At 70.3% G+C, this 21918-nt stretch carries 18 protein-coding genes and 3 pseudogenes; 12 read left to right on the forward strand and 9 right to left on the reverse strand.

What is annotated here, in order from left to right:
• Positions 1-424: 424 nt before the first annotated feature.
• The 4 genes from ABZ564_RS31240 to ABZ564_RS31255 all read right to left on the reverse strand — a co-directional run bounded on the left by ABZ564_RS31240 (position 425) and on the right by ABZ564_RS31255 (position 2490).
• The gene (locus ABZ564_RS31240) at positions 425-727 is read right to left on the reverse strand and encodes a hypothetical protein (RefSeq protein ID WP_360862667.1); all 303 of its coding nucleotides are present in this window, start codon (positions 725-727) and stop codon (positions 425-427) included.
• Positions 724-1467, reverse strand: coding sequence for a GntR family transcriptional regulator (locus ABZ564_RS31245; protein WP_360862669.1), 744 nt, complete (start codon positions 1465-1467; stop codon positions 724-726). Before ABZ564_RS31245 ends, ABZ564_RS31240 begins: the two co-directional genes overlap by 4 nt.
• A complete protein-coding gene (locus tag ABZ564_RS31250) occupies positions 1464-1688 on the reverse strand; it encodes a hypothetical protein (RefSeq protein ID WP_360862671.1) in 225 nt (74 codons plus the stop codon). The genes ABZ564_RS31245 and ABZ564_RS31250 overlap by 4 nt, the downstream gene beginning before the upstream one ends.
• 523 nt (positions 1689-2211) lie before the next feature.
• Positions 2212-2490, reverse strand: a complete 279-nt coding sequence (locus ABZ564_RS31255) for a hypothetical protein (RefSeq protein WP_190154398.1) — start codon at positions 2488-2490, stop codon at positions 2212-2214.
• Between the two features lie 78 nt (positions 2491-2568).
• Here ABZ564_RS31255 and ABZ564_RS31260 point away from each other — a divergent pair, with 78 nt between their 5' ends.
• Positions 2569-3324: a GntR family transcriptional regulator gene (locus ABZ564_RS31260; RefSeq protein WP_360862673.1), complete on the forward strand. Its 756-nt coding sequence runs from the start codon at positions 2569-2571 to the stop codon at positions 3322-3324.
• 452 nt (positions 3325-3776) lie between these two features.
• Here ABZ564_RS31260 and ABZ564_RS31265 read toward each other — a convergent pair.
• Positions 3777-4016, reverse strand: a pseudogene (locus ABZ564_RS31265) (site-specific integrase); the annotation flags it as partial.
• 603 nt (positions 4017-4619) lie between these two features.
• On the opposite strand from ABZ564_RS31265, the gene ABZ564_RS31270 reads away from it, so the two are divergent.
• The 3 genes and pseudogenes from ABZ564_RS31270 to ABZ564_RS31280 all read left to right on the forward strand — a co-directional run.
• Positions 4620-5189 (forward strand): hypothetical protein, encoded by a 570-nt coding sequence (locus ABZ564_RS31270; protein ID WP_360862675.1) that lies wholly within the window; start codon positions 4620-4622, stop codon positions 5187-5189.
• A 45-nt stretch (positions 5190-5234) separates the two neighbouring features.
• A complete protein-coding gene (locus ABZ564_RS31275; protein ID WP_360862677.1) occupies positions 5235-5900 on the forward strand; it encodes a hypothetical protein in 666 nt (221 codons plus the stop codon).
• 65 nt (positions 5901-5965) lie between these two features.
• Positions 5966-7213 (forward strand): annotated as a pseudogene (locus ABZ564_RS31280) (IS701 family transposase); the annotation flags it as partial.
• 227 nt (positions 7214-7440) lie between these two features.
• Here ABZ564_RS31280 and tnpA read toward each other — a convergent pair.
• On the reverse strand, positions 7441-7869 hold the full coding sequence (gene tnpA / locus ABZ564_RS31285; protein ID WP_360862679.1) for an IS200/IS605 family transposase: 429 nt from the start codon (positions 7867-7869) through the stop codon (positions 7441-7443).
• Positions 7870-7893: 24 nt separating this feature from the next.
• On the opposite strand from tnpA, the gene ABZ564_RS31290 reads away from it, so the two are divergent.
• The 3 genes and pseudogenes from ABZ564_RS31290 to ABZ564_RS31300 all read left to right on the forward strand — a co-directional run bounded on the left by ABZ564_RS31290 (position 7894) and on the right by ABZ564_RS31300 (position 10477).
• The gene (locus tag ABZ564_RS31290; RefSeq protein WP_360862680.1) at positions 7894-9051 is read left to right on the forward strand and encodes a transposase; all 1158 of its coding nucleotides are present in this window, start codon (positions 7894-7896) and stop codon (positions 9049-9051) included.
• 80 nt (positions 9052-9131) lie between these two features.
• Positions 9132-9503, forward strand: a pseudogene (locus ABZ564_RS31295) (TerD family protein); the annotation flags it as partial.
• 83 nt (positions 9504-9586) lie between these two features.
• Complete coding sequence (locus tag ABZ564_RS31300; protein ID WP_360862682.1) at positions 9587-10477, forward strand: GNAT family N-acetyltransferase; 891 nt, start codon at positions 9587-9589, stop codon at positions 10475-10477.
• A gap of 145 nt (positions 10478-10622) precedes the next feature.
• Here the strand turns inward: ABZ564_RS31300 and ABZ564_RS31305 are convergent, their stop codons facing one another.
• The 3 genes from ABZ564_RS31305 to ABZ564_RS31315 form a co-directional block, all read right to left on the reverse strand.
• On the reverse strand, positions 10623-11273 hold the full coding sequence (locus ABZ564_RS31305; protein ID WP_360862684.1) for an ATP-binding protein: 651 nt from the start codon (positions 11271-11273) through the stop codon (positions 10623-10625).
• A complete protein-coding gene (locus ABZ564_RS31310; protein WP_360862686.1) occupies positions 11270-13096 on the reverse strand; it encodes an MFS transporter in 1827 nt (608 codons plus the stop codon). Before ABZ564_RS31310 ends, ABZ564_RS31305 begins: the two co-directional genes overlap by 4 nt.
• 247 nt (positions 13097-13343) lie before the next feature.
• Complete coding sequence (locus ABZ564_RS31315) at positions 13344-15839, reverse strand: serine hydrolase (protein ID WP_360862697.1); 2496 nt, start codon at positions 15837-15839, stop codon at positions 13344-13346.
• Between the two features lie 194 nt (positions 15840-16033).
• On the opposite strand from ABZ564_RS31315, the gene ABZ564_RS31320 reads away from it, so the two are divergent.
• The 5 genes from ABZ564_RS31320 to ABZ564_RS31340 all read left to right on the forward strand — a co-directional run bounded on the left by ABZ564_RS31320 (position 16034) and on the right by ABZ564_RS31340 (position 21781).
• The gene (locus ABZ564_RS31320) at positions 16034-16756 is read left to right on the forward strand and encodes a GPP34 family phosphoprotein (protein WP_360862688.1); all 723 of its coding nucleotides are present in this window, start codon (positions 16034-16036) and stop codon (positions 16754-16756) included.
• A 233-nt stretch (positions 16757-16989) separates the two neighbouring features.
• Complete coding sequence (locus ABZ564_RS31325; RefSeq protein ID WP_360862689.1) at positions 16990-17847, forward strand: helix-turn-helix transcriptional regulator; 858 nt, start codon at positions 16990-16992, stop codon at positions 17845-17847.
• A gap of 209 nt (positions 17848-18056) precedes the next feature.
• Complete coding sequence (locus ABZ564_RS31330) at positions 18057-18257, forward strand: DUF397 domain-containing protein (protein WP_360862691.1); 201 nt, start codon at positions 18057-18059, stop codon at positions 18255-18257.
• A 436-nt stretch (positions 18258-18693) separates the two neighbouring features.
• A complete protein-coding gene (locus ABZ564_RS31335; RefSeq protein ID WP_360862693.1) occupies positions 18694-20271 on the forward strand; it encodes a sodium:solute symporter family protein in 1578 nt (525 codons plus the stop codon).
• A 421-nt stretch (positions 20272-20692) separates the two neighbouring features.
• Positions 20693-21781 (forward strand): tyrosine-protein phosphatase, encoded by a 1089-nt coding sequence (locus ABZ564_RS31340; RefSeq protein ID WP_360862695.1) that lies wholly within the window; start codon positions 20693-20695, stop codon positions 21779-21781.
• Positions 21782-21918: the final 137 nt, after the last annotated feature.

A 21918-nucleotide genomic window follows, 5' to 3' on the forward strand; every position in this document is an offset into this window, starting at 1 on the left:
GAAGACCTCGACACCCTGCACCCCGAACCGTGGTGATCACAAACAGCAAAACTGCAGGTCAAACACCTGATTGGTTGGACAACAGCTAGTGAGAGCCAAGCGGCCTCCGGAGCCGTTGCAGTACTGCGGCTTGAACCAGCCGTCACAGCTTCCCTGATCTACGACACCGCAGCGTGGCTGAGGCCGGTTAGGGTGCGGCGAGGCATACGCGTGCGTGGTCGGTCGGCGCACCCGCCGTCGTGGCTGGCTGTCGTCGGCTGAGATTCAGGCCGTCAAAGAGAGGTCGCTTTCTCTGTTCCGGTGCCCCTGGCCTCAGCAGTAGCCGGCATAACGCAGCGGGGAGGGGAGCCGAGTCGTGGTCGGGCTCCCCTCCCCGGTTGAGACGGAGGGTCGTCGGCGGCAGGCGTTGCTTACGGCCGCTGTTTCAGAAGCGGTGCGGTTCGCTCACCCCCAGGAGGTGGCCGCGGCTGGTGGCGACGCGGAGCACGTCCCGGAGCGTCCCGGTCAGTTCACCAGTCAGCCGGCGTAGGTCTTCCGGGTCTGTGTCCTGGTCATCGAGGGTGTTCGAGGCGTGCTCCAACAGGATCGCTGCTGTGTCGAGTTGGTTCGCTTCGATGTTGTCCGCCAGGCGGGACATGTAGCCGCCCTTGTCATCCGTGCTCAGGTAGCAGGGCTTGCCCTCCGGGCCCGACCACGGGAGAAGGCGCAGTTCGTTTTGTGTTGTCATCCTGGCGTCTGCCTCTCGTCGGGCGTGTGGTGGGTGGTGAAGACTGCGTCGGCTCGATCCCCTGGGAAGACCAGAAGGGCCGCCTCGACCACTCGGCCGGTGGGGTCGGTCGAGACGCGCGTGATCGCCAGAACTGGCGTGACGGAGTTGGTTCGCAGGGTCGATGATTCGTCCGGCGTCGGCGGGCGGGCGCAGACCGTTTCCCGGACAGCGGCTGGCGGAGGGCCGAGTACGGCGAATCTCTTGGCTGCCTCCGGGCACGAGGGTTCGTCGTCGAGCACTCCGGTCGGCGCCAGGTCGCGGGGGATGTAGATACGGGCCAGTCCGTGCGGTGACTCCCCCTCGTGACTGACACAGAAGAACTCCGCGAGAGGGCTGCCCGTCGGCACCCTCAGCAAGGTCGTCAGGTGCCCGTCGGCTTGGACCGTGGCGGTGCGAACGGTGACTCGTAGGGCCGCTTCGGCGGCGGTCCACGGGTCCAGCGTCCCCCAGCCGCCGACGTACATGATCCGGCGGAGGGGACGGCGGACGTAGTTGCCCTTGCCGTGGATCTTCTCGACGAGGCCCTCGCCCTGGAGCACCGCGAGGGCACTCCGCAGCGTTGCTGTGCTGACCTTGTATTGGCCCGCCAAGCCGGTTTCGGACAGGAGTCGTTCGCCGGGCTTGAGGTGGCCGGTCGTGATCTGGTGCCGGAGATCGTCGGCGATGTCGTGGTGGCGAGGAGACACGGACCGGATCACCGCCGCCTCATCATCCGCACGGCAGCGAGCCGGGTCCGCGTGTGTATGGTCAGCAGCTCGCCCGAGTCGAAGAGGATTTGCTTCGCGCCCTGGGCGAGCTGGAAGAGGTCCTGCACCCGGCAGGCCCGGCCTCCGAGTTGGATGATGTCGCCGCGCTGCACGGTGGCCGCGGTCACCTCAAGGTTGGATGCCAGCGTGCCGCCGGGTGTTCGCTCCCTCACCACTGCACCTCCGAAGGCGTCGTCTGGCCGGACATCGAATGGCATGGGCAGTCGCACGCCTCGTAGATCACCGGGAGGTCGACCGGCGCCGAGGCCGGAGAGGACTCCGCGCAGGCGTGGTGGGTGCCGATCCGACATGCGGTCGATCGGTAGGGGACGGCCGAGGTGTCCGTGACGCGGGTCTGTCGACGGGGGTGCATCAGCGAACCCCCACCAGGGCCGACCACGCATCGGCCGGAAGGTAGGGAGCGACGACCACTTCGCGCGCCCTCACGTGCTTCTCCCCGGCCAGTACGTACGGGCGGACGAGTGCGATGTCCTCACCCTTGAGCGGTTGCCGGTGGTCCACGCCGTCGGAGCCACGCCGGCGGACGACCGTCGTCCTGCCCGGAGGCAGGGAGGCGGCGGGAGCAACCGACGGCCCGGAGGCCGTTAAGGGGCGGCGGTGCCTGCCCCTGGGAAAGTGCCGCTCTCTGGTGAGCGAGACGGCACGGCGGATACGGTTGAGCACGCTGCTCAGCTCCTATCGCTGATGGCCCGGTCCCCCGACATCGCCCGTCGTGGGGACGGCTTTGCGTACGACCGCCCAGAGGGTGCGGCCGTTCATGCTGGTGGCGAGGAGGCCGAAGCGGTCGGCTTCCGCCACCACGTCCAGGACCTCCCGCCACGACTCGGCGGAGAGCGCGTCCGGCACCTCCGCTTCCACCGACGTGTGCCGGGGGTGTTCCTCCACTCGCGTGAGCAGCCCGAGGGCGGACAGCCGGGCGGCGAGGGCCGCCGCGCTAACTCCCGAAGCAGGCACAGGGCAGCCTCCGTCACCAGCGATCACTTTGAGTGAAGCTAGTTAACTAGATTAGAGCTAGTGGACTAGATTTTCCATATGCCTGAGCAGCCGCCCTATCTCCGCATCGCCGACGAACTTCGGCGACGGATCGCGGAGCACGTGTGGGAGCCGGGAGACCGCCTGCCCTCCCGCGCCCAGATCGGCGAGGAGTGCGGCGTGGGCGAGAACGTCGTGCGCCGGGCTCAGGAGTTGCTGATCTCCCAAGGCGTGTTGGAGGGTCGCGCCGGATCGGGCACGTACGTCGCCGAGCCGCGGCAGCGCGTGCGGGTGGTCCGTTCCTCGGCGCGCGAGCAGCCCAACGGCTCGCCCTTCCGCTCGGACATGAAGGCCGTCGGCAGGCAAGGGGACTGGGAGAGCCGGACTGACGCCAAGGTGCCAGCGCCGGCGGAGATCGCGGCACGGCTGGGCATCGGCGAGGGCGAGCTGTGCGTCCGTACGACGTACGAGTTCCTGGCGGACGGCAGGCCCGTGCAGCTGTCGACGAGTTGGGAGCCGTACGACCTCACCGCCGGCACGCTCGTCGTCCTCCCCGAGGGAGGGCCGCACGCAGGGACTGGCGTCGTGAACCGCATGGCCGCGATCGGCATCACCGTCGGCCATGCCGTGGAGCAGCCGGAGCCGCGGCAAGCGACCGCCGAGGAGGCATCACTCCTGGGCATCCAGAAGGCCGCACTCGTCACGCACATCCGGCGGACGTACTACAGCGACGAGGGGCGGCCCGTGGAGACGGCGGACATCGTGGTGCCCGCGGCTCACTGCGAGATCGTCTACGAGATCCCGATCAACCGGTAGCCCCGCTTGGAGTCCGCCCTATGGCCGAGAACGCCGCGTCCTGTCCCGAATGCAGCCAGCCCATGAAGTCCGGCGGTCTCCTGCTCTCCAAGCGAGACGAAGACGGTCGGAGGACCTGCCGGTCTCTGTGGCGGTGCCCCGATCGGCACACATGGTGGCGGTGGGCGGACCGGCCGGAGGAACCGTTGGAGGTCTGCCCAGTTCCGGAGCTGTTTGGGTGACATCCAACGTTGACATCAACGAGGCCGGACGGCAGCGCACAGCAGCACCCCCACGCGACCGCCGGACCAGCCGACGACGACCCCAGGCACGGGCGTAGATCGAACTCCTAAAGCGGGTGTCGCAGGTTCGAATCCTGCCGGGGGCACCATGCAGTACCGCTCTGACCTGGGGTTTATCCCTCAGGAAGGGGTCCCACTCGGCCTCGGACGACTCGTCCGAGGCTGTTTGCGTGCGCGCAGGGTGGAGCGGACGCGCTGGCGCGTGGCCGGGCCGACGATGCGCCGGTACGGCTCCATGTCGGCGATGGCCGCCTTCATCGCCTTGCGGCGAGCGCGCCGCTCACGCTCCTTCCACGGGATCCGTGGCAGCTCCTCGCACGCCTGGCGCCGAGCAGCGTTGCCCTCGGCGATCTCGACGTTGTCCTCGGCGATGGCCTCGAACATCTCCGAGAAGTGGGAGACGCGAAGGCGACCGCCCCGACTGGCTCGGCTGATAAGGCGAAGCCCAGCTCAAGTCCACCGAGGGCAAGATCATGCTCCGCGCCGGTTTCCCCGGGGAGCCACCAGCGCCCTCACGGTTGCGGTGAACCACGCGGTCCCCCGAGACCGAGCCGTCCGCTCAGGCCGCCTCGCCACGGCCAGGCTGGCAGCCCGACACCTCGACGGCACCCTCGCCGCCGCCCACGACGGCCTGAAGCTGTTGGAGAACAGAGTCCGATCCGACCGGGCACACGTCCGCTTGAAGAAGTTCAGCCGCTACCTCGACCCCGTGGCGACGAGCCGGTGGTGCGAGATTTCCGTGACCGTCTTCAAGCACTGTCTGTCGGTGGGTGACAGCACTTTTCGAGCGGCGGAGGTCACGCACCATTGCCTGCGTACCCAAGCCCTGTCCGCCGCCTGGTTCGCTCCACTGGTCTATTCGGGTTGGTGTTCGTACGGGTGCCCGGTGGATGGGCATGGCTTTGGTTATCTCTTGTGGGGTGGGCGGGCCTGGTCGCGTGCGCCTGCCCCAGAACGTCGATGACAGAAGGTTGTTCCGTGCGTTTCGCAAGGATTCCACTCCCTGTACTTCCTGTGGCTGCTGTGATCGCTGTTCTTGGTTCAGGAACCGGTGTCCAGGCGGCTCAGAACCGTTCCACAGACTTCACGAGCGCTCCGGCCGGCATCGAGATCATGTCCAACGAGGCTTACGTGGCCAAGTACGGCGTCGAACGAGCACTCGCGGAACACGTACCGCTCCCTCCGGGCAACACCGGGTCGGCTTCTCCCTCTGCCGCAGACCCCAGTATTCCGTGGCACCACATCTACTGGTCGGCCCTGGACTGGAAGCACAACGACATCCCCACACGCAGGGGAAACGACGACTTCGGCTTCAAGCACGCTTGCTCCAAGCACAACGTGTGCACGAAGACGGTGATCAACACGCCTTACGACGGCAAGGCCGATCGGGGCAAGGGAAACCGCGTCGAGTGCGACGCTGTCATCACCAGCGGTGCCTCGGTCCGAATGACCACCACCAGCATTGCCGAGCGGGGCGAACGAGGCCCCAACGGCCAGAACACCCCTGACGGCCGCCCCATCGGTACGGTCACCGCCTTCTGCCGTGGGCAGACGATGTGTCCGGACTGGGTCAACCAGCTCTGATTCGGGAGGTGGGCGTGCCGCCTGCCTGGAAGGGAAGGTGAGGGCGTGGCCCAAGACACCGCGGAAATCCTGTTGGCATTGCGCCGGTACGTCCCTGCCCCCATCCCTGGCACTGCCTGGCAACTTCGTGCGGTCCTCCCGGAGGCGGGGCTCATCCGCTTCCGGCTGAAGGACGGCACGTCCAGGAGCATTCAGATCGAACTGCCACACCGGCCGGGAGCCGCGCCGGCCTCGTACGGGTCTTGGTGGTACGTGGGTGCTCTGCGACGGGCGGTCCACTGGGCCGACAGCAGTGGGGCCGACGTGCTGACCCTCGAAGCCCTCGATGCCGCCGGCGTCCTTCCCGACGCGGTCGAGGTCACCGAGGACGACGGCCTGGACTACGTGGTGGCGGACCTCGCAGGCGACCCGTACTGGCACGAGCCGACAGCCGGAGTGGCCCCGGAGCTCTACCGTCTCATCGGATTCGACACTCGCGACCGTGGAGTGGTCCGCCTCTACCTTGAGCTACCAGGCCGCGAAACCGCCGGCATCGACGTGGACACCATCGCCTCCAGGTCGGGAGAACTCCGTCCCGTGGGCTGGTGGGCGTCCACCAAACTGATCGCCCTCCTCAACCCCGATGCCCCGGAGAACCTTGCCGATCTGCGTGTCCCGGGCGTCGACGACCCATACTGCGACGTGGTGTACGACGCCACCGCCTGGACCTAGTAGGGCTTGGTCAGGTTAGTTGTGGTTGAGCGTTTCCTCCTGGCTCGGTGTTGCGTTGAGAGAGTGTGACTCCGGACGAGATTGCTGCTGTGCGTGGTGAGTTGGAGGGTTTCGCGGCGGAGGTTTTCGAGCCGTTCGCGAGGGAGGATCAGCGTCGGTGGGGGCAGGTCTACCTGCGGGGCCTGCTTACGGACGGGCAGCGCAAGTCGGTCGAGCCGATGGCGGCCCGGCTCGGGGAAGACGGGAACCGGCAGGCCCTGGCGCACTTCATCACCACCAGCCCGTGGGATCCGGCGCATGTGCGGGCCCGGCTGGCCTGGAAGATGGAAGCGGTGATCCGGCCGACGGCGCTGATCTTCGATGACACCGGGTTCTTCAAGGACGGGAGCGCTTCTGCGTGCGTGTCGCGGCAGTACACCGGGACGGCGGGCAAGGTCACCAACTGCCAGGTGGGCGTCTCGCTGCACCTGGCCTCCGATCATGCCTCGGCGGCGGTCGACTGGCGGCTGTTCCTGCCCGAGACCTGGGCGCCCGGGTCCACGAAGGCAGATCCGCACAAGGTCGCCCGCCGCACCGCCTGCGGCATCCCCGACGACATCGGGCATGTGGCGAAATGGCAGCTCGCACTCGACATGCTCGATGAGACTCGCTCGTGGGGCATCGAAGTGCCGCTGGCCATCGCGGACGCCGGATACGGAGACTCGGCGGTATTCCGGCACGGCCTGCAGGCCCGGGGCCTCAACTACGTCGTGGGGATCTCCACCACCCTCTCGGCCCAGCCCGGCGAAGCAGTACCGGTGACCGAGCCCTACTCCGGGACCGGACGCCCGCCGGTGGCGAAATATCCGGACAAGCCGCAGTCGGTGAAACAGCTGGCCACTGCGGTCGGCCGGAAGGCGGCAAAGCCGGTGCAATGGCGTGAGGGCTCCCGGCCCGGCACCGGCCGCAGCGGCTTCAAGCGGATGTACTCGCGGTTCGTGGCCCTGCGGATCCGGCCTGCCGGCCGCGAGGTTCGCCAGGCCGCCCGCGGCCCGGAACTGCCCGAGTGCCGGCTGCTTGCCGAGTGGCCCGCCACCGAACCGGAACCGGTCCAGTTCTGGCTATCCGACCTGCCCGCCGACACCCCGCTCACCACACTGGTCCGGCTCGCCAAGCTCCGGTGGCGCATCGAGCACGACTACCGCGAGATGAAACAGGCCCTGGGCCTGGCCCATTTCGAGGGCCGGACCTGGAATGGGTGGCACCACCACGTCACCCTCGTCTCCGTCGCGCATGCCTTCTGCACCCTGCAACGACTGGCCAGAGCCCCAAAAGACACGGCGCCGGCCTATGCCTCTACCGGATCGTCCGCGAGCTCCAGACACTCCTCGCGACATGGACCGGCGCCTGCCCCACCTGCCACCGCGGCATACCCACACCAACCCCAACCTGACCAAGCCCTACTAGCAAGGAATCCCGGCCCTTCAGGGCTCGGGAGGAGTTGCTTCCTCGGCCCGGAGGTGCGGAGTGCCGGAGTTCGCTGCGTCTTTGGCTGTGACGGTCAGCCTGGCCGTTTCTGGTTCTCGATGTACTCCTTGACCGCGGTGAGCGGTGCGCCGCCTGCGGAGGCAGCGAAGTAGGACGGTGACCAGAAGTGTTCGTCCCAGAGGTACTTGCGGATGTGGTCGGCGTGCTCCTTGCGCAGGTAGTGCGCGGAGACGCCCTTGAGGGAGCCGACCAGGGCGGAGAGCTTGACCTGCGGCGGGTAGTGGACCAGGAGATGAACATGGTCGCGTTCGCCGTTGAACTCGCGCAGCTCGGCGTTGGCCTTGGCGCACACCTCCCGCATGATCTCCTCGCACCTGGTCAGGATCTCGTCGGTGAAGACACCGCGCCGGTACTTCGGGACGAAGACCAGATGCGCGTGGAGGGTGTGGACGACGCTGCGGCCCCTGCGGATCTCCGGGTCTGATTCCCATCTCGGTGACATAGACACGATGCTACGGTGATCCGCATGAAGGTCGTGGTGCAGGTCAAGCTCATGCCGTCGCCCGAGGTGGCGTCGGCGCTTGAGGCGACCCTGCGCACGGCGAACGATGCGGCGAACTGGCTTTCCGGTGAGGCGCACCGGCGGGGCGAGACCTCGCGTAAGGCGTTGCAGGGCCTCGCCTACCACGACCTCAAGACGCGGGGCCTGTCGGCTCAGCCCGCACTGCACGTGCTGCGGAAGGTCGCCGATGCCTACACCACCCTGCGGGCGAACATCCGGGCGGGAAACCTCGGCAAGCCGGGCTCGAAGCGCCGGGCCAGGGCCGAGTCCAGGCCGGTCGCCTTCCGGCCCGATGCCGCGCAGCCGTACGACGACCGGTGTCTGTCCTGGCAGGTGGACGAGCAGACCGTGTCCATCTGGACCACGGCCGGGCGCGTGCGCGGGGTGCGGTTCGCCTGTTCCGAGCAGGCCCGCAAGCTCCTGGCCGGGCACCGCAAGGGCGAATCCGATCTCGTGCACCGCGACGGCGTGTGGTTCCTGATCGCCACGTGCGAGGTCCCCCAGGCCGAGCAGTACGAGCCGGCAGACTTCCTCGGCGTGGACCTCGGCATCGTCAACATCGCCACCACATCCGACGGGAAGATCCACGCCGGACGTGAGCTGAACCGCTACCGCAAGCGTCAGCTCGCCCTGCGGGCCAAGCTCCAGAAGAAGGGCACCAAGTCCGCCAAGCGGCTCCTCAAGCGCCAGCGCCGCAAGGAGCAGCGCAAGGCGACCGAGGCCAACCACATCATCGCCAAGCGCATCGTGACCGAGGCCGAACGCACCGGACGCGGAATCGGCATGGAAGACCTTGCCGGTATCCGCCAACGGGTACGGCTCCGCAAGCCCCAACGGGTCGCGCTGCACTCCTGGGCCTTCGCCCAGCTCGGACGGTTCGTGGAGTACAAGGCGCGCCGCGCCGGAGTGCCCGTCCTGTTCGTCGATCCCGCCTACACCTCCCGCATGTGCGCGGAGTGCGGGCACACAGACAAGCTGAACCGTGTCTCCCAGGGACGGTTCGCATGCCGGTCGTGCGGATTCGTTGATCACGCCGACCGCAACGGCTCCCGCAACGTCCGCGCACGAGCGCTGAAGTTGTGGCGAAGCGGGGCGGAGTCACACGCCCCCGCACCCGCCTAGGGTGCTGGACGGAGGAGCCCACCCGGCAGCCAGCCGGGCCCTACCTCCAAGCCTGGCCCTCCAGGGCCGGGCAGTTGACCAACCCCCGCACGCCCGACGGCGCGGTCCGCGAGCTGATCCCCACCGCTCCCGACAAGGCCGCGATCCAGGTGGGCTTCGACGCTCTTCCGGCGCATGCGGACCGGCTCGTGATCATCGCCGCCGTCGACCCCGTCGCCGACCCGGATGCCGACCTGTCCGGCTTCACCGACGCCGGGATCCGGCTGCTGGACGCCGGACGCGAGCCGCTCGACCGGCTGGACGTCTCCGACGGCCGGCCCGGCGAGACCGCCCTCGTGCTGGGCTCGTTCCGCCGGCGCGCCAACGGGGACTGGGAGTTCGTCACCGGCGGCAAGGGATACCGGGGCGGGCTGGAGGAGTTGGTGCAGGAGTACGGCATCGAGGTCGAGTAGCCCGCGCGACCGGTCCGCGCGACCGGTCCGCGCGCCCCGGAAAACCACAGGCGCTCCCCTCGTCCGCCGCGCCAGGATGGACCATGGAAACCTCATCGGCCACCTCCACCTGGCACCCCCTCCCCGACGTCCACGGCTTCCTCGCCCGTGCCGGGGACTTCCTGCGGTCGCGCCCGGCGCTCCACACCGTCCCCCTGACCGTGGCCGAGGGCCTGCGCGTGCGGGGACCCAGGGTCTACGGGAACGAGGAGCCGGTCTTCGGGGTGCTGGAGCGGGGCGGGGAGGTGCGGGCCGCGTATGTCCGGACGCCGCCCTACCGGCTGATCGTCACGCCCCTCACGCCCGGGGAGGCCGGGTCGCTGGCCGCTCATCTGGAGACCGCCGGCCACGACGTCCCCGGGGTCAACGCGGACGGCGAGACCTCCGCCGCGTTCGCGGAGGCGTGGCGGGTGCGTACGGGGGTGGAGCCCCGGCTGCACGAGCGGCTGAGGCTCTACCGGCTCGGGGAGCTCCGGCGGCCCGAGCCGGCGCCGGAGGGGCGCGGCCGGGTCGCCGACGCGCGGGACCGCGAGCTGGTGGCGAGGTGGTACGCGGAGTTCGTGCGGGACATCGGCGCGGGTAGCGCCCAGGACCCCGGGAGCTGGGCCGATGCGCACATCGCCGGCCGCCGCGTCACCCTCTGGGAGGCCCCCGGCGGGGTGCCCGTCTCGATGGCGGGGGTGACGCCCCTGGTCGCCGGGCAGATCCGGGTGGCCCCCGTCTACACGCCTGCCGGGCTGCGGGGACGCGGCTACGCGGGCGCCGCGACCGTCCGGGCCACTCTGGCCGCGCTCGCCGAGGGCGCGGCGGAGGTGGTGCTCTTCGCGGATCTCGCCAATCCCACCAGCAACGGCCTCTACCAGCGGATCGGCTACCGGCCGGTGACGGACTTCGCGGTGTACGACCTGACGGGAGCGGCGGCGGCACGCCGGTGATCGTCGTGCCGTGGACGAACGGCAGGCCCGCCGCGCACCACGGTGTCCGCGCCCGCCGGGGAGACTTCGCGGGGGCGGGGCGTCCGCGTCCTGGCCGCGGATCGGGCCGGCCCGTTCCCGTGGAGGGCGGTGCGGGACGCTCCCGTCAGCGCTCCACCTCGACGGTGAGGTGCGGCGGCCAGTCCGTCAGCCCGGTCCCGGACGCTTCGCCCAGCCCGGCGGCCGGGCGGAAGTGGACCCGGGTGCCCGTCCTGCCGTCGGCCGCGACCGGGTCCAGGTCCGTCACCGGGACGCCGTGCTCGTAGCGCTGGGTCCAGGAGCCGTCGGCGCGGCGGTTGGTGTGGATCAGCCAGTCGCTGAGCGCGGCGACCACGGACATGCCCCGGCGCGGGTGGCCGTCGGGGAGGGGCGGGGCGTCGGGGGCGTCGAAGAAGCGCAGGTCCTTCGTGGCCATGACCGGCTTCTTCACCGGGCGGCCCGCCGCGTCGAGGCGGGTGTCGGTGCCCCGGCCGTCGTCGGTGACGGAGACCGAGCCGTCCGGGTGCAGCCTGACGAGGGCGCGGCCGCCGCCGGTGCACTCCGCCTCGTCCGCCGCGTAGGCGAGGACCTCCAGGATCAGGTGGCGTACGCCGCCGGGCGCGTACGCGGCCGGGGTCCGGCGGACGGCCTCCAGGTGGGCGTGGTCCACCGTGGCCGCCCAGTCGTGGGTCGTGTTCCGCCAGGAGGCGCGGAGGGGGTCGGGGCCTCGCCCCCGTACGGCCCCGGGCCGTCCCCCGGCTCCCCGCGCGTCCGTCACTTCAGCTCGTCCGGGCACGGCGTCCCCGGCGGGAGCTGGTACGGGGCGCCCAGGCGGTAGGTGCCGGGGCGCGGGGCCAGGAGTTCCGTCCACTCGTCGCCGTCCTCGTCCTCGTCGACCTTGATCAGGCAGCCGTTCTCGTTGACGAAGGTCCTCGGGGTGTCCTTGTCCGCGCGGTTCTTGGACGCCTCGGTCTCCTGGGGGCGTTCCAGGCCCGTGCCGTCCTCGTCGACGAGGGCGAGCCAGGGCGAGTACGGGACGCGGATCAGGACCCGGCCGGCCTTCTCGACGCGGATCGTCAGCTCGCCCTCGCCGGCGCGCTCCACCGTCGCCGGCGGGTCGGCCAGCGGTACCGGGCTGTCGACCTCGAAGAGCCGCCAGTCCTTGTTGGCCCAGATCGCCTTCAGGTACGGCAGGCCCGCGCTGACCAGCTCGGCCTCCTGGCGCGCACCGCTGTAGTCGGGGTCGCCCTGCGGCAGCACCACGTAGTGCACGGCCCAGCGGTCGAGCCACTGGCGGTAGTTGACGGCGTCCAGGGTGTCGTCGTAGAAGAGGGGGTTGCGCTTCATGTCGGCCTGGCGGTTCCAGCCCCGCGCGAGGTTCACGGAGCGTGGGAGCGCGGATGCCTCGCGGTGGCTGCTCGGCGGGACGACCTCGACCCGGCCGCGTTCGGCACCGACCTTCTGCAGCTGGTTGATCAACGGAGCCAGCGAGCGGTTCCAGGAGGCGGTGGGGGCGGTCTTGACGATGTCGTCGACGCCCTTGAAGCCGATCCAGAAGTTCAGCGAGGCGAACGCGATGACCAGCGCGTACCACCGTCGCGAGCGGGGCGTGGTGTACGGCAGCGCGGCCAGCAGGACGACGCCGGCGAACAGCATCGCCATCCGCGAGACGTTGGAGCCGATCTGCGAGTCGACGACGTACGTCGCCAGCGTCCCGGTCCCGTACACGGCCGCCGCCGTGCGTACCGTCTTCCAGTCGCGCGGTACGAGGAAGAAGACGAGCCACGCGAAGACGAACGGTCCGGACAGGGTCGCGACCGACATCGGCTGGGTGCCGGAGAAGGGGAACAGCCACGCGGACAGCGCGACCACCACGACCGGTGTCAGCCCCAGGGCGTACGCGCCGGGGCGTCGCTTGTTCAGGAACAGCGCGGCCGCGACCACGCCGAGGAAGAGGCCCGCCACCGGGCTGCCGCCCGTCGCGAGCGCGGCGAGGGACGCGGCGACGGCGGCCTTCGCCCACCGCTTGTGGCGCCACCGGTAGGGCCAGCAGAACACCGCCGCCGTCGCGGCGACCGCGAACATCATGCCGAGCCCGAACGTCACCCGGCCCGACAGCGCGTTGCACAGGTACGCGAAGACGCCCGCCATCGAGCAGGCGAGCGGGTTGCGGACCGCCTTCACGCGGTACAGGATCAGCGAGGTCAGCCCGGCCGAGACGGTTCCGGCGATCATCATCGTCGTCCGTACACCGAGCACCGACATGAGATACGGCGAGACCACGCTGTACGAGACGGGGTGCATGCCCCCGTACCAGGCGAGGTTGTACGCCGTGCCCGGGTGCCGGCCGACGAACTCGGCCCAGGCGTCCTGGGCCGCGATGTCGCCACCGCTGTTGGCGAAGAAGAGGAACCACAGGATGTGGGCGACCGCGGCGACCGCGGTCGTCAGCAGGACCGGGTGGCGCAGGCAGCGCTGCTTCAGGCCGTCGAACCGGCCGGACGCCTCCGGGGTGTGCTCGCCCTCGCTCCGGCGCTTCGCTCGCGCGGCGTCCGGGCCGGCGGTGTCGGCGTCGGCCCGTGTCGGCTCGACAGTGGTCACTGGGTCTCTCCCCGTCCCTCCCCGGACGTGTGGTTTCGGCCGGCGCTCCTGCTCGGATCTCATGGGCCGAAAGACGCGCTCCGGGGTCCGCGCGTTGCCCACGGGACGCTAACACGCGGTCTCTCACGCTGTCGGAAAGACTTCTGGGGCCGGCCGCACGGCCCGGCCCCGCCCCCGCGCCGCGCGGAGAGGCGCCGCGCGGCGCGGGGGGCGTTGTTCCGGGGGACGGGGCGGCCTGTCCGCCGGGTCAGCCGATGCGCGTCATTTTCTGGCCGAAGCCCGGATCGGTCAGATCCTGCTGAAGGGCGACGGGAGCGCTGACCTTCGCGCTGCCGGTGCCGACCGTCACCACCCCGACCTCGGTGCCCGCCTTCATGTCGCGCGAGATCTCCTTGCCGTTCCCCTCGACGGAGAGCTTCGCCTCGAGACCCGGCCAGCCCTTCGCCTTCAGGCCGGCGGTCGCGACCAGCGGCGTACGGCCGCCGAATCCGTCGTCCACGTATCCGACGACGTCGCCCTTGTGGACCACCTCGGCGGAGGTCACGGCGTCCTGGGCACCCTTGATCAGCTTGAGGCTGTTGTTCATCGACATCACCAGGCTGTCGTACGGCTGGCCCGTTCCCGCCTGCTGCCCCATGACCGCGCCGTAGATCCACAGCTTCCTGCCGTCCACCACGGTGTTGGCCGACCAGACCAGGTTGCCGCCGGCCGGAGTGGACGAACCGGTCTTGATCCCGCTCACACCGGGCTCCAGCAGGATGGTGTTGTTGTTGTAGATCATCGTGTCGATGCCGTCGACCTTGATCTGCGGGGTGTCGACGATCTCGCGGAACACCTCGTTCTTCATGACGGCCCGCGCCAGCTTGAGCTGGTCGGCGGCGGTGGAGACGGTCGTCTTCTTCAGACCGCTCGGGTCCGTGTACGTGGTGTGGGTCATGCCGAGCTTCTTCGCCTCGTCGTTCATCTTCTCGACGAAGGCGGCCTCGGAGGAGGAGTCCCAGCGAGCGAACAGACGGGCCGCGTTGTTGCCCGACGGGATCATCAGCAGCTGCAGCATCTGCTTCTCGGTGAACTGCTGGCCCTTGGTGATCGGCACCTTGGACTCGTCCTCGGCCTTGGACTCGTCCTCGGCCTGCTGGTCCACGGTGATCTTCTCCCCCTCGTCCTTGCCCGCGAGCGGGTGGCCCTGGAGGATCACGTACGCCGTCATGATCTTGGCGACGCTGGCGATCGGCGCGGGCTTCTGCGCTCCTGCCGAACCGAGCGAGCCGACGCCGTCCACCATGACCGCCGACTGCCCCTGCGACGGCCAGTCGAGCTTCAGCTCGCCGCCCCCGAAGGTGTACGTCTCCTTCGCCGTCATCGCGAGCGACGGGTCCGGCAGCGGGCGCACCATCTGCACGATCGCAAACACGATGAGCAGGAGGATCACCAGCGGTGTCCAGATCTTGACCCTGCGCACCGCGGTGCGGACCGGGGTCTCCGGCGGCGGCGGGGTGTTCGTCAGCTCGGCGAGCAGGTCGAGCGGCGGCTTGGGCGGCATCGGCTGCTGCCGGGTCCGCTCGGCACCGCTGAGGGCCGCGGGCGGCCCGGGGGCGGGCCGTACGCCCGGCTCCGGCGCGGGGCTCTCCGGCTCGCGCGGCGCGGGCGCCGGCCGTACGTCGTCGGAGCGCAGCGGTACGAACTGGCTCGTCCGCTCCGTGAGCGACTCGGACTCGGCGGCGACCGGCCGGCCCGACGGGGACCGGGTGATCTTCAGCGCGGTGGTCGGCTGGTCGGTCCTGGGCGGCCGGGGGGCCTTGAAGACGGCGGTGGGCTGATCGACGACGGGGGCCGGGGCCTCGTCGGACTCGGCGGGGCCGGCCTTGGTCGCGGTGGCGGTGGGGGCCTTCCCGGGTGCGGGGGCCTCGGCGGGCTCGCCGCCCTCGGGCGACGCCTTCTCGTCGGCGGGTGCCGCCTGGCCGGCGGGCCCGGCTCCGGCGCCGGTCTCCGCGACGGGCTCGGCGTCCGGCTTCCCGTCCGGCTCCGGAGTCGTTTCCTCGCGTGACCGGGGTACGCGGGGCTGCTCCTCCGGGGAGTCGCCCTTCTCGCCGTCGGCGTCGTCGCCGCTGTTCCCGTCGTCGGTCTTCGACACCCACGCGGCCACCGCCGCCCGAAGCCGCGCGTCGCCCTCCTCGGACTCGGCGGACTCCTCGGGCTCGGGTTCGGGTTCGACGTCGGGCTCGGCGGGCTCCTCGGGCTCGGGCTCGACACCCGGCTCGGCGGACTTCTCGGGCTCGGATTCGGCACCCGGCTCGGCGGACTCCTCGGGCTCGGGTTCGGGTTCGACGCCCGGCTCGGCGGACTCGGCGCGGGGCTCGGCGTCCCGCTCCGGCTCACCGGCCTCTTCCGCGTCCTCGGCCTCCGGGACGTCCCCGGCCGCCTCCTGGCCGTCTCCGGCCGTCTCAGGGCCGTCCCCGGCCGTCTCGGGGCGATCGGCGGGGCTCGGGGTGCCCTCGGGGCTCTCGGCAGGGCTCGGGGCGGCCTCGGGGCCCTCCGGGGCCGCAGCCGCGTCCGTACGGGCGCCCCGGTCCGAGTCGTCGCCCGGCTCCTCGGCGGCATCGGCGGGCACGGGCTCCGCACCCGCACCGGACTCCGCCCGGGGTTCGGGTTCACGAAAGACGTCGAGCCGCGGATCGCGCTCGCTGCGAGTCGTTCCCGACGACTGCTGCTGCTCCGACTTGTCGGGGGACTCGCCCGCCACCGATGCCTCCTCCATGCGCCGCGGGGAACCACCCGCGCTGTCCGAACCGTCTACCAGTGTCCCGTGTGAACCCTTGGCCGGGCTGCTAGACGAGAACGACATACCTACTGGTTCCCGTACAAAGCCCCCAGGCGCCCTCGACAGACAGATGTGAGAGGGGTCACCCTGTCATTCATCCACGCGGGGAGGCATGGATGGGCAGGAGCCGCAGAACAATTCCGGAAGAGCTTCTGCTGCTCGCTCTGGACCCGACCACGGGTACCACAGCGCAGCCGCAGTCGCTCGACCTCGGCCTCGCCGGAGCCCAGCTAGTAGAGCTGGCCCTGGCAGGACGGATAGCCCCTGACGGGGATCGTATCGCCGTGGTGATGCCACGGCCGACAGGAGATCCGACCCTGGACTCCGCACTGGAACTGCTGCGCAGGCGTGGCAGTCCGGTACGGGCGGTCCACTGGATCGGCGGACCCCGGCTGGGGCTCCGCCAGATCTACCTCGCTCATCTGGAGCGGTGCGGCATGGTGCATGCCGTGGCGGGCCAGATGTGCGGAGTGCTGCCGACGACTCGCTACCAGGCGACGGACACGGCGGTCAGCCGGGACATCAAGGCCCGGCTGGACAGTGCGATCCGCACCGGCGTACCGCCGGACCCGCGGACCGCGGCGCTCGCCGCGCTGGCCCACGCGGTCGGACTCGGCAAGCACCTGTACCCCGGGAACGAGGGGCGTTCATCGCGCTCCCGGCTCCGGGACCTGATCAGGCACGACCCGATGGGCGGTCTCGTGGCGCATGCCGTGATGGACGTCCAGAACGGTGCGGTCGCGCAGCCGCGCCGCGGTCAGGCGGCCGGTGTGCCGTTGCAACCGCAAGCGCAGTCGCAGTCACGCCGCGGCAGCATGGCACACACCGCGGCCCCTTAGGACCGCACCGCGCACAACCAGGCACCACTCGCACCATCGCGTCAACAACCGCACAACGCCGCACCGTCGTCCCCTCAGACCCGGTTCGGGAGCCGCACCGAAGCGCGGGGCAGTCGGATCACCGACTGCCCCGCGCTGCTGTGTGTGGCGGTTTCCCAGCGCGGCCGGGTGCAGGGGTGGCAATGTGCTCAGCAGTAGATACGCACAGCTACACAGCCGGAGGTGCCGTTTCCGTGCCGTCCAACGTCAATCCCACCGTCAGACGACGCCGGTTGGGTCAGGAATTGCGCCGACTGCGCGAGGTCAGGGGGATGACGGCCGAGGAGGTGGCGGAGCGGCTGCTGGTCTCGCAGTCGAAGATCAGCCGCCTGGAGAACGGCCGCCGCTCCATCAGCCAGCGCGATGTGCGCGATCTCTGCGGGGTGTACGAGGTCGAGGACCACCGGGTGGTCGACTCGTTGATGCAGATGGCCAAGGACTCGCGCCAGCAGGGCTGGTGGCACGCCTTCGGAGACATCCCGTACAGCGTGTACATCGGTCTCGAGACCGACGCGGCGTCGCTGCGGGTGTACGAGTCACTGATCGTCCCCGGCCTGCTGCAGACGCGGGAGTACGCGCAGGCGGCCATCGAGGGGATGTGGCCGGAGGCGACGCCCACCGAGATCGACAAGCGCATCCAGATCCGCATCAAGCGCCAGGACCGCCTGACCGATCCGGTCGAACCCCTGCGGTTCTGGGCCGTGATCGACGAGGCCGTGCTGCGGCGCGTCGTCGGCAGCCGGCAGGTGATGGCCGACCAGTTGAGGCACCTGGCGGAGCTGAGCCGGCTGCCCCACGTGACGCTCCAGGTGCTGCCGTACGCCGTCGGCGCGCACCCGGGGATGTACGGGAGTTACACCATCCTGGAATTCCAGGAGGACCTGGACGCGAGCGTCGTCTATCTCGAAGGCATCACGAGCGACCTGTATCTGGAAAAGGCGCCCGACGTCCAGAGCTATGCGGTGATGTACGAACATCTGCGCGCGAAAGCACTGAGCGCCGAGCAGTCCCGCGGGTTCATTCTGCAGGCGGCGGAGAACTGCGAAGCGTGACGAATTCGGCCTCGGCCGGGGGGATTTCCGAGGCGGCGCGGAAGGTACACCTCCGCAAGGTGGGGCCGGAAGAACATCACAGCGCAAGTCATCCGAACGAGTGAACGCCGCTCACGTCCGATGATGTTGCGGCGTAGCGTCCCTCACGAGTCGCTGGGCGCAGCGACTGGGCGCACCGCCCAACGACCGGCACAACCATCGGAGTCATCATGACGATTCGGCAGGACGCACTGGCGGAGTGGACCAAGTCCTCGTATTCCGCGAATGGGAATTGCGTGGAGGTCAAGGCGGCGGAGGGTCGCGCGCTGCTGGTCCGCGACTCGAAGAGCGTGAGCAGCGGGGTCCTCGACTTCTCCGCGAAGACCTGGTCGGCGTTCCTTCTGGACGTCACCCGGACCGCCCGGTACTGAGACCGGGCGGTTCGGCTGCCCGATCACGCCGCAGCCCGAGCCAGGCCCTCCCGACCGGCCCGCCGTCCTGGCCGAGAGGGCTTTCGCCGCCTTTGGGCCGGCCTCTCCTCTGGCAGTTCCCCTCCTTCTCGACCGCACGGGACCCGCATCCCGTGCGGTCTTTTTCGTGCCTGCCCGCGCCCACAGCCTGGCGAAGCGCCCGCTCATCGTGTGGCCGCCGTCACGTTCACTACAACGCTTCCACGGGTCAAGAACAAGTAAAATCGTTCGGCTTGCTGATCTGCGTTCACATTTCTGACCGCAGGAGTCCTTGACCGGGACACCAGGGAGGCGGTTCAATCCCCCAAGTCCCCGCTCCCGCACGGGGGCACCGCTGAGACGGCCGTACTGGCGAAGTGCGTACCCCGTTCATAAGGCGGACCCCGGGAGGGGAGACATGAACAGTCTCGACTGGGTCGTGCTCATCGGCTACTTCGGCGTGATGATCGCGATCGGGCTCTGGTCCCACAAGCGTGTGGACAACGTCAGCGACTTCTTCACGGCGGGCGGGCGGATGCCGTGGTGGCTGTCCGGCATCTCGCACCACATGTCGGGCTACAGCGCCGTGATGTTCACGGGCTACGCCGGCATCGCGTACCAGTACGGCGTCACGTCCTTCGTGACCTGGTCGCTGCCGATCGCCATCGGCATCGGCATCGGCGCGCAGCTGTTCGCGCCCCGGCTCAACCGGCTGCGCTCGCGGCTGTACGTGGCCTCGCCGCTCGAATACCTCAAGAACCGCTACAACGTCCCGACCCAGCAGGCGCTGGCCTGGTCCGGGCTGCTGCTGAAGATCGTGGACGTCGGCGCCAAGTGGGCGGCCATCGCCACGCTGTTGTCCGTCTTCACCGGTATCACCCTCACCCAGGGCATCTTCATCACCGGCATCATCACGGCCGTCTACTGCACGGTCGGCGGGCTGTGGGCGGACGCGCTCACCGAGCTGGGGCAGTTCATCATCCAGCTGTTCGCCGGCCTCGCGATGCTCGTCACCGCCATGCACGAGCTGGACGGCTTCAGCACCCTGTGGACGGTGTGGGACAAGCTGCCCGAGGGGCACGCGGACCCGACGGCCGGTCCGTACACCGTGACGTTCCTGCTGGCGTACCTGTTCATCAAGACCTTCGAGTACAACGGCGGCATGTGGAACCAGGCCCAGCGCTACATGGCCACGGACTCCGCCGCCTCGGCGACCCGTTCGGCGCGGCTGTCGGCCGTGCTGTGGCTGGTGTGGCCGACGGTCCTGTTCTTCCCGATGTGGTGCGCCCCGCTGCTCGTCGACGCGCAGAAGCCGGACGCCTCGGACAGCTACGCGCTGATGACCGAACAGCTGCTGCCGCACGGCCTGCTGGGCCTGGTGATCGTCGGGTTCTTCTCACACACGATGGCCATGTGCTCCTCCGACGCCAACGCCATCGCGGCCGTCTTCACCCGTGACATCGCCCCGGTGTTCTCCAAGGCCGCCCGCGAGTGGAGCAGCCGGGCCGGGCTGCTGGCCGCGCGCCTGTCCACGCTGGGCTTCCTCGGCCTGTCGATGGCGCTGGCGACGCAGATCAACTCGCCGACCTTCAAGGACATCATCTCCGTCGTGATCAAGTGGGTCGCCGGGCTCATGGGTCCGATCGCGATCCCGTTCATGCTGGGGCTGCTGCGCCGCTTCCGCAGGTCCGGGCCGACGGCGGCGCTCACCAGCTGGGCGGCGGGTCTGCTGGCGTTCTACTTCACCAACTACGACTTCGACGGTTCGGTGAAGGAGGGGGTGGCGCTGCAGTACCAGGTGGCGCTGCCGCTGGCGATCTCGCTGGTGCTGTACATCGTGATCGGCTTCGTACGCCCCGAGGACACCCCGGAGCGCGACGCGCTCATCGAGCGGATCAACTCCGACGACGACGGCCCCGAGGCGGCCGGCGCGGCCGCCGTCCCGGCGCAGGGCGGCCCGGAGGACATCGCGGTGGCGGGGGGCGCGAAGGAGTGACGGCCGCGGGGCCGGTTCAGCGCGGGTAGCGGGCGGGGCGGCCCGGGGCGGCGGGCGGGGCGGCCCCTGCTGGGATCCGGGCGGCCGCCGCTCACGGGGATTCTGTACGCGTCCGCCGGCCCCGCCTGTGCGCGATCCGTGGCGGCAGGTTCCCGGGCGGCCCCTGGCCCGGGTGAGCGCGATCCGCGGCAGGCAGGCCCCCGGGCGGCCCCCTGGCCCGGGTGAGCGCGGGCCCGCCCCGCCCGCTCCCCGGCCGCCCGGATCTCCTCGGCGTTCGGCCGGGGCGGGTCGGCCGCGGCGGGCACGGCTCCGGTCCGGCAGGTGCACGACGGTGGCCGGCGGCGGCTCTGTTGGACGTACCTTCGTCCCCCGTTCACCCGGGGTTACGTCGCTCCACGCGCGGGCCTTCGAGCATGCACGCATGACGCAGATGACTCGTGTCAGGGCCGCCTCCTACGCCCTGGCCACCGCCCTCCTGGCCGGCCTCGCGGTACCGGCGACCGCCGCCGCCGCCCCGCACGCCCCTGCCGGGCACAACGCCGCCTCCCACGGGCGCATACCGTTCACCGCGGCCACGGTGACGGCCAACGACGACGGTTCGTACACCGTGGAGTGGAAGGCCCCCGGCACCCGGCACGTCACCGTCCGGGCCGGCGGCCGTACCGTCGCGTCCGGTGGTTCCGTCGGCGAGGTGACCGTCCGCGGGCTGCCCGCCGCCGACCGGCAGTGGTTCGACCTGGTCCCCGAGCACGGCGGTTCCCTCCACCTCGCGGACCGGCTCATCGCGCTCCAGGGCGCGGTCAACTTCCGGGACGCGGGCGGCTATCGCACCGCCGACGGGCACTGGGTGAAGATGGGCGAGATCTACCGCTCCGACGCGCTGAACAAGCTGACCGACGCCGACCTCGCGAAGCTGCGGCGGCTGTCGATCCGGACGGTGTACGACCTGCGCATGGAGTCCGAGCGCACCGCGGCCGCGGACCGGGTCCCGGCGGGTGCCTCGCACGTCGTCGCGGACGTGCTGGCCGGCTCCCCCACCTTCACCACGATGCCCACGACCGAGGCCGAGGGCGTCGCGATGATGGTCGAGGGCGAGAAGTTCATGGTCAGCGGCGACACCGCGAAGACCGCCTACCGCACGGTCTTCGGCGGCTTCGGGGACGACCGGGCGCGAGCCGTCGTCTTCCACTGCACGGCCGGCAAGGACCGCACGGGCTGGGCGAACGCGGCCCTGCTCACCGCGCTCGGCGTTCCGCGCGCGACGGTGATGGCGGACTACCTGGCCTCCAACGACTACCGCGCCGAGGCCAACGCCGCGGCGCTCGCCTCCATGCCGCCGGCCCAGGCCGCGGTCTACAAGCCGCTGCTCGACGTGCGGCCCGAGTACCTGAACTCGGGCTTCGAGGAGATCGGGAAGGAGTTCGGGTCCTTCTCGTCCTACGAGCGGCGCGCGCTGGGCCTGGACGCGAAGGACGTCCGCGACCTGAAGCGGGAGCTGCTGGTGGGCTGACGCGGACGCGCGAGGGGGGCCGGTCGGGACCACGTGGTCCTGGCCGGCCCCCCCTCGCGTTCGGCCGGGATCACGTGGTCCCGGCCGGCCCCCTCGCGTTCGGCCGGGATCACGTGGTCCAAGATAGGGAGAGCGTC

Source organism: Streptomyces sp. NPDC019224, assembly GCF_040632605.1.
Classification (GTDB): Bacteria; Actinomycetota; Actinomycetes; order Streptomycetales; family Streptomycetaceae; genus Streptomyces.

Bases quoted from the DNA above. Each gene is read 5' to 3' on its own strand.
- ABZ564_RS31290 (WP_360862680.1), top strand. From the start codon at position 7,894: ATGAAGGTCGTGGTGCAGGTCAAGCTCATGCCGTCGCCCGAGGTGGCG.
- ABZ564_RS31340 (WP_360862695.1), top strand. From the start codon at position 20,693: ATGACGCAGATGACTCGTGTCAGGGCCGCCTCCTACGCCCTGGCCACC.
- ABZ564_RS31330 (WP_360862691.1), top strand. From the start codon at position 18,057: ATGACGATTCGGCAGGACGCACTGGCGGAGTGGACCAAGTCCTCGTAT.
- ABZ564_RS31240 (WP_360862667.1), bottom strand. From the start codon at position 727: ATGACAACACAAAACGAACTGCGCCTTCTCCCGTGGTCGGGCCCGGAG.
- ABZ564_RS31260 (WP_360862673.1), top strand. From the start codon at position 2,569: ATGCCTGAGCAGCCGCCCTATCTCCGCATCGCCGACGAACTTCGGCGA.
- ABZ564_RS31300 (WP_360862682.1), top strand. From the start codon at position 9,587: ATGGAAACCTCATCGGCCACCTCCACCTGGCACCCCCTCCCCGACGTC.
- tnpA (WP_360862679.1), bottom strand. From the start codon at position 7,869: ATGTCACCGAGATGGGAATCAGACCCGGAGATCCGCAGGGGCCGCAGC.
- ABZ564_RS31320 (WP_360862688.1), top strand. From the start codon at position 16,034: ATGGGCAGGAGCCGCAGAACAATTCCGGAAGAGCTTCTGCTGCTCGCT.
- ABZ564_RS31335 (WP_360862693.1), top strand. From the start codon at position 18,694: ATGAACAGTCTCGACTGGGTCGTGCTCATCGGCTACTTCGGCGTGATG.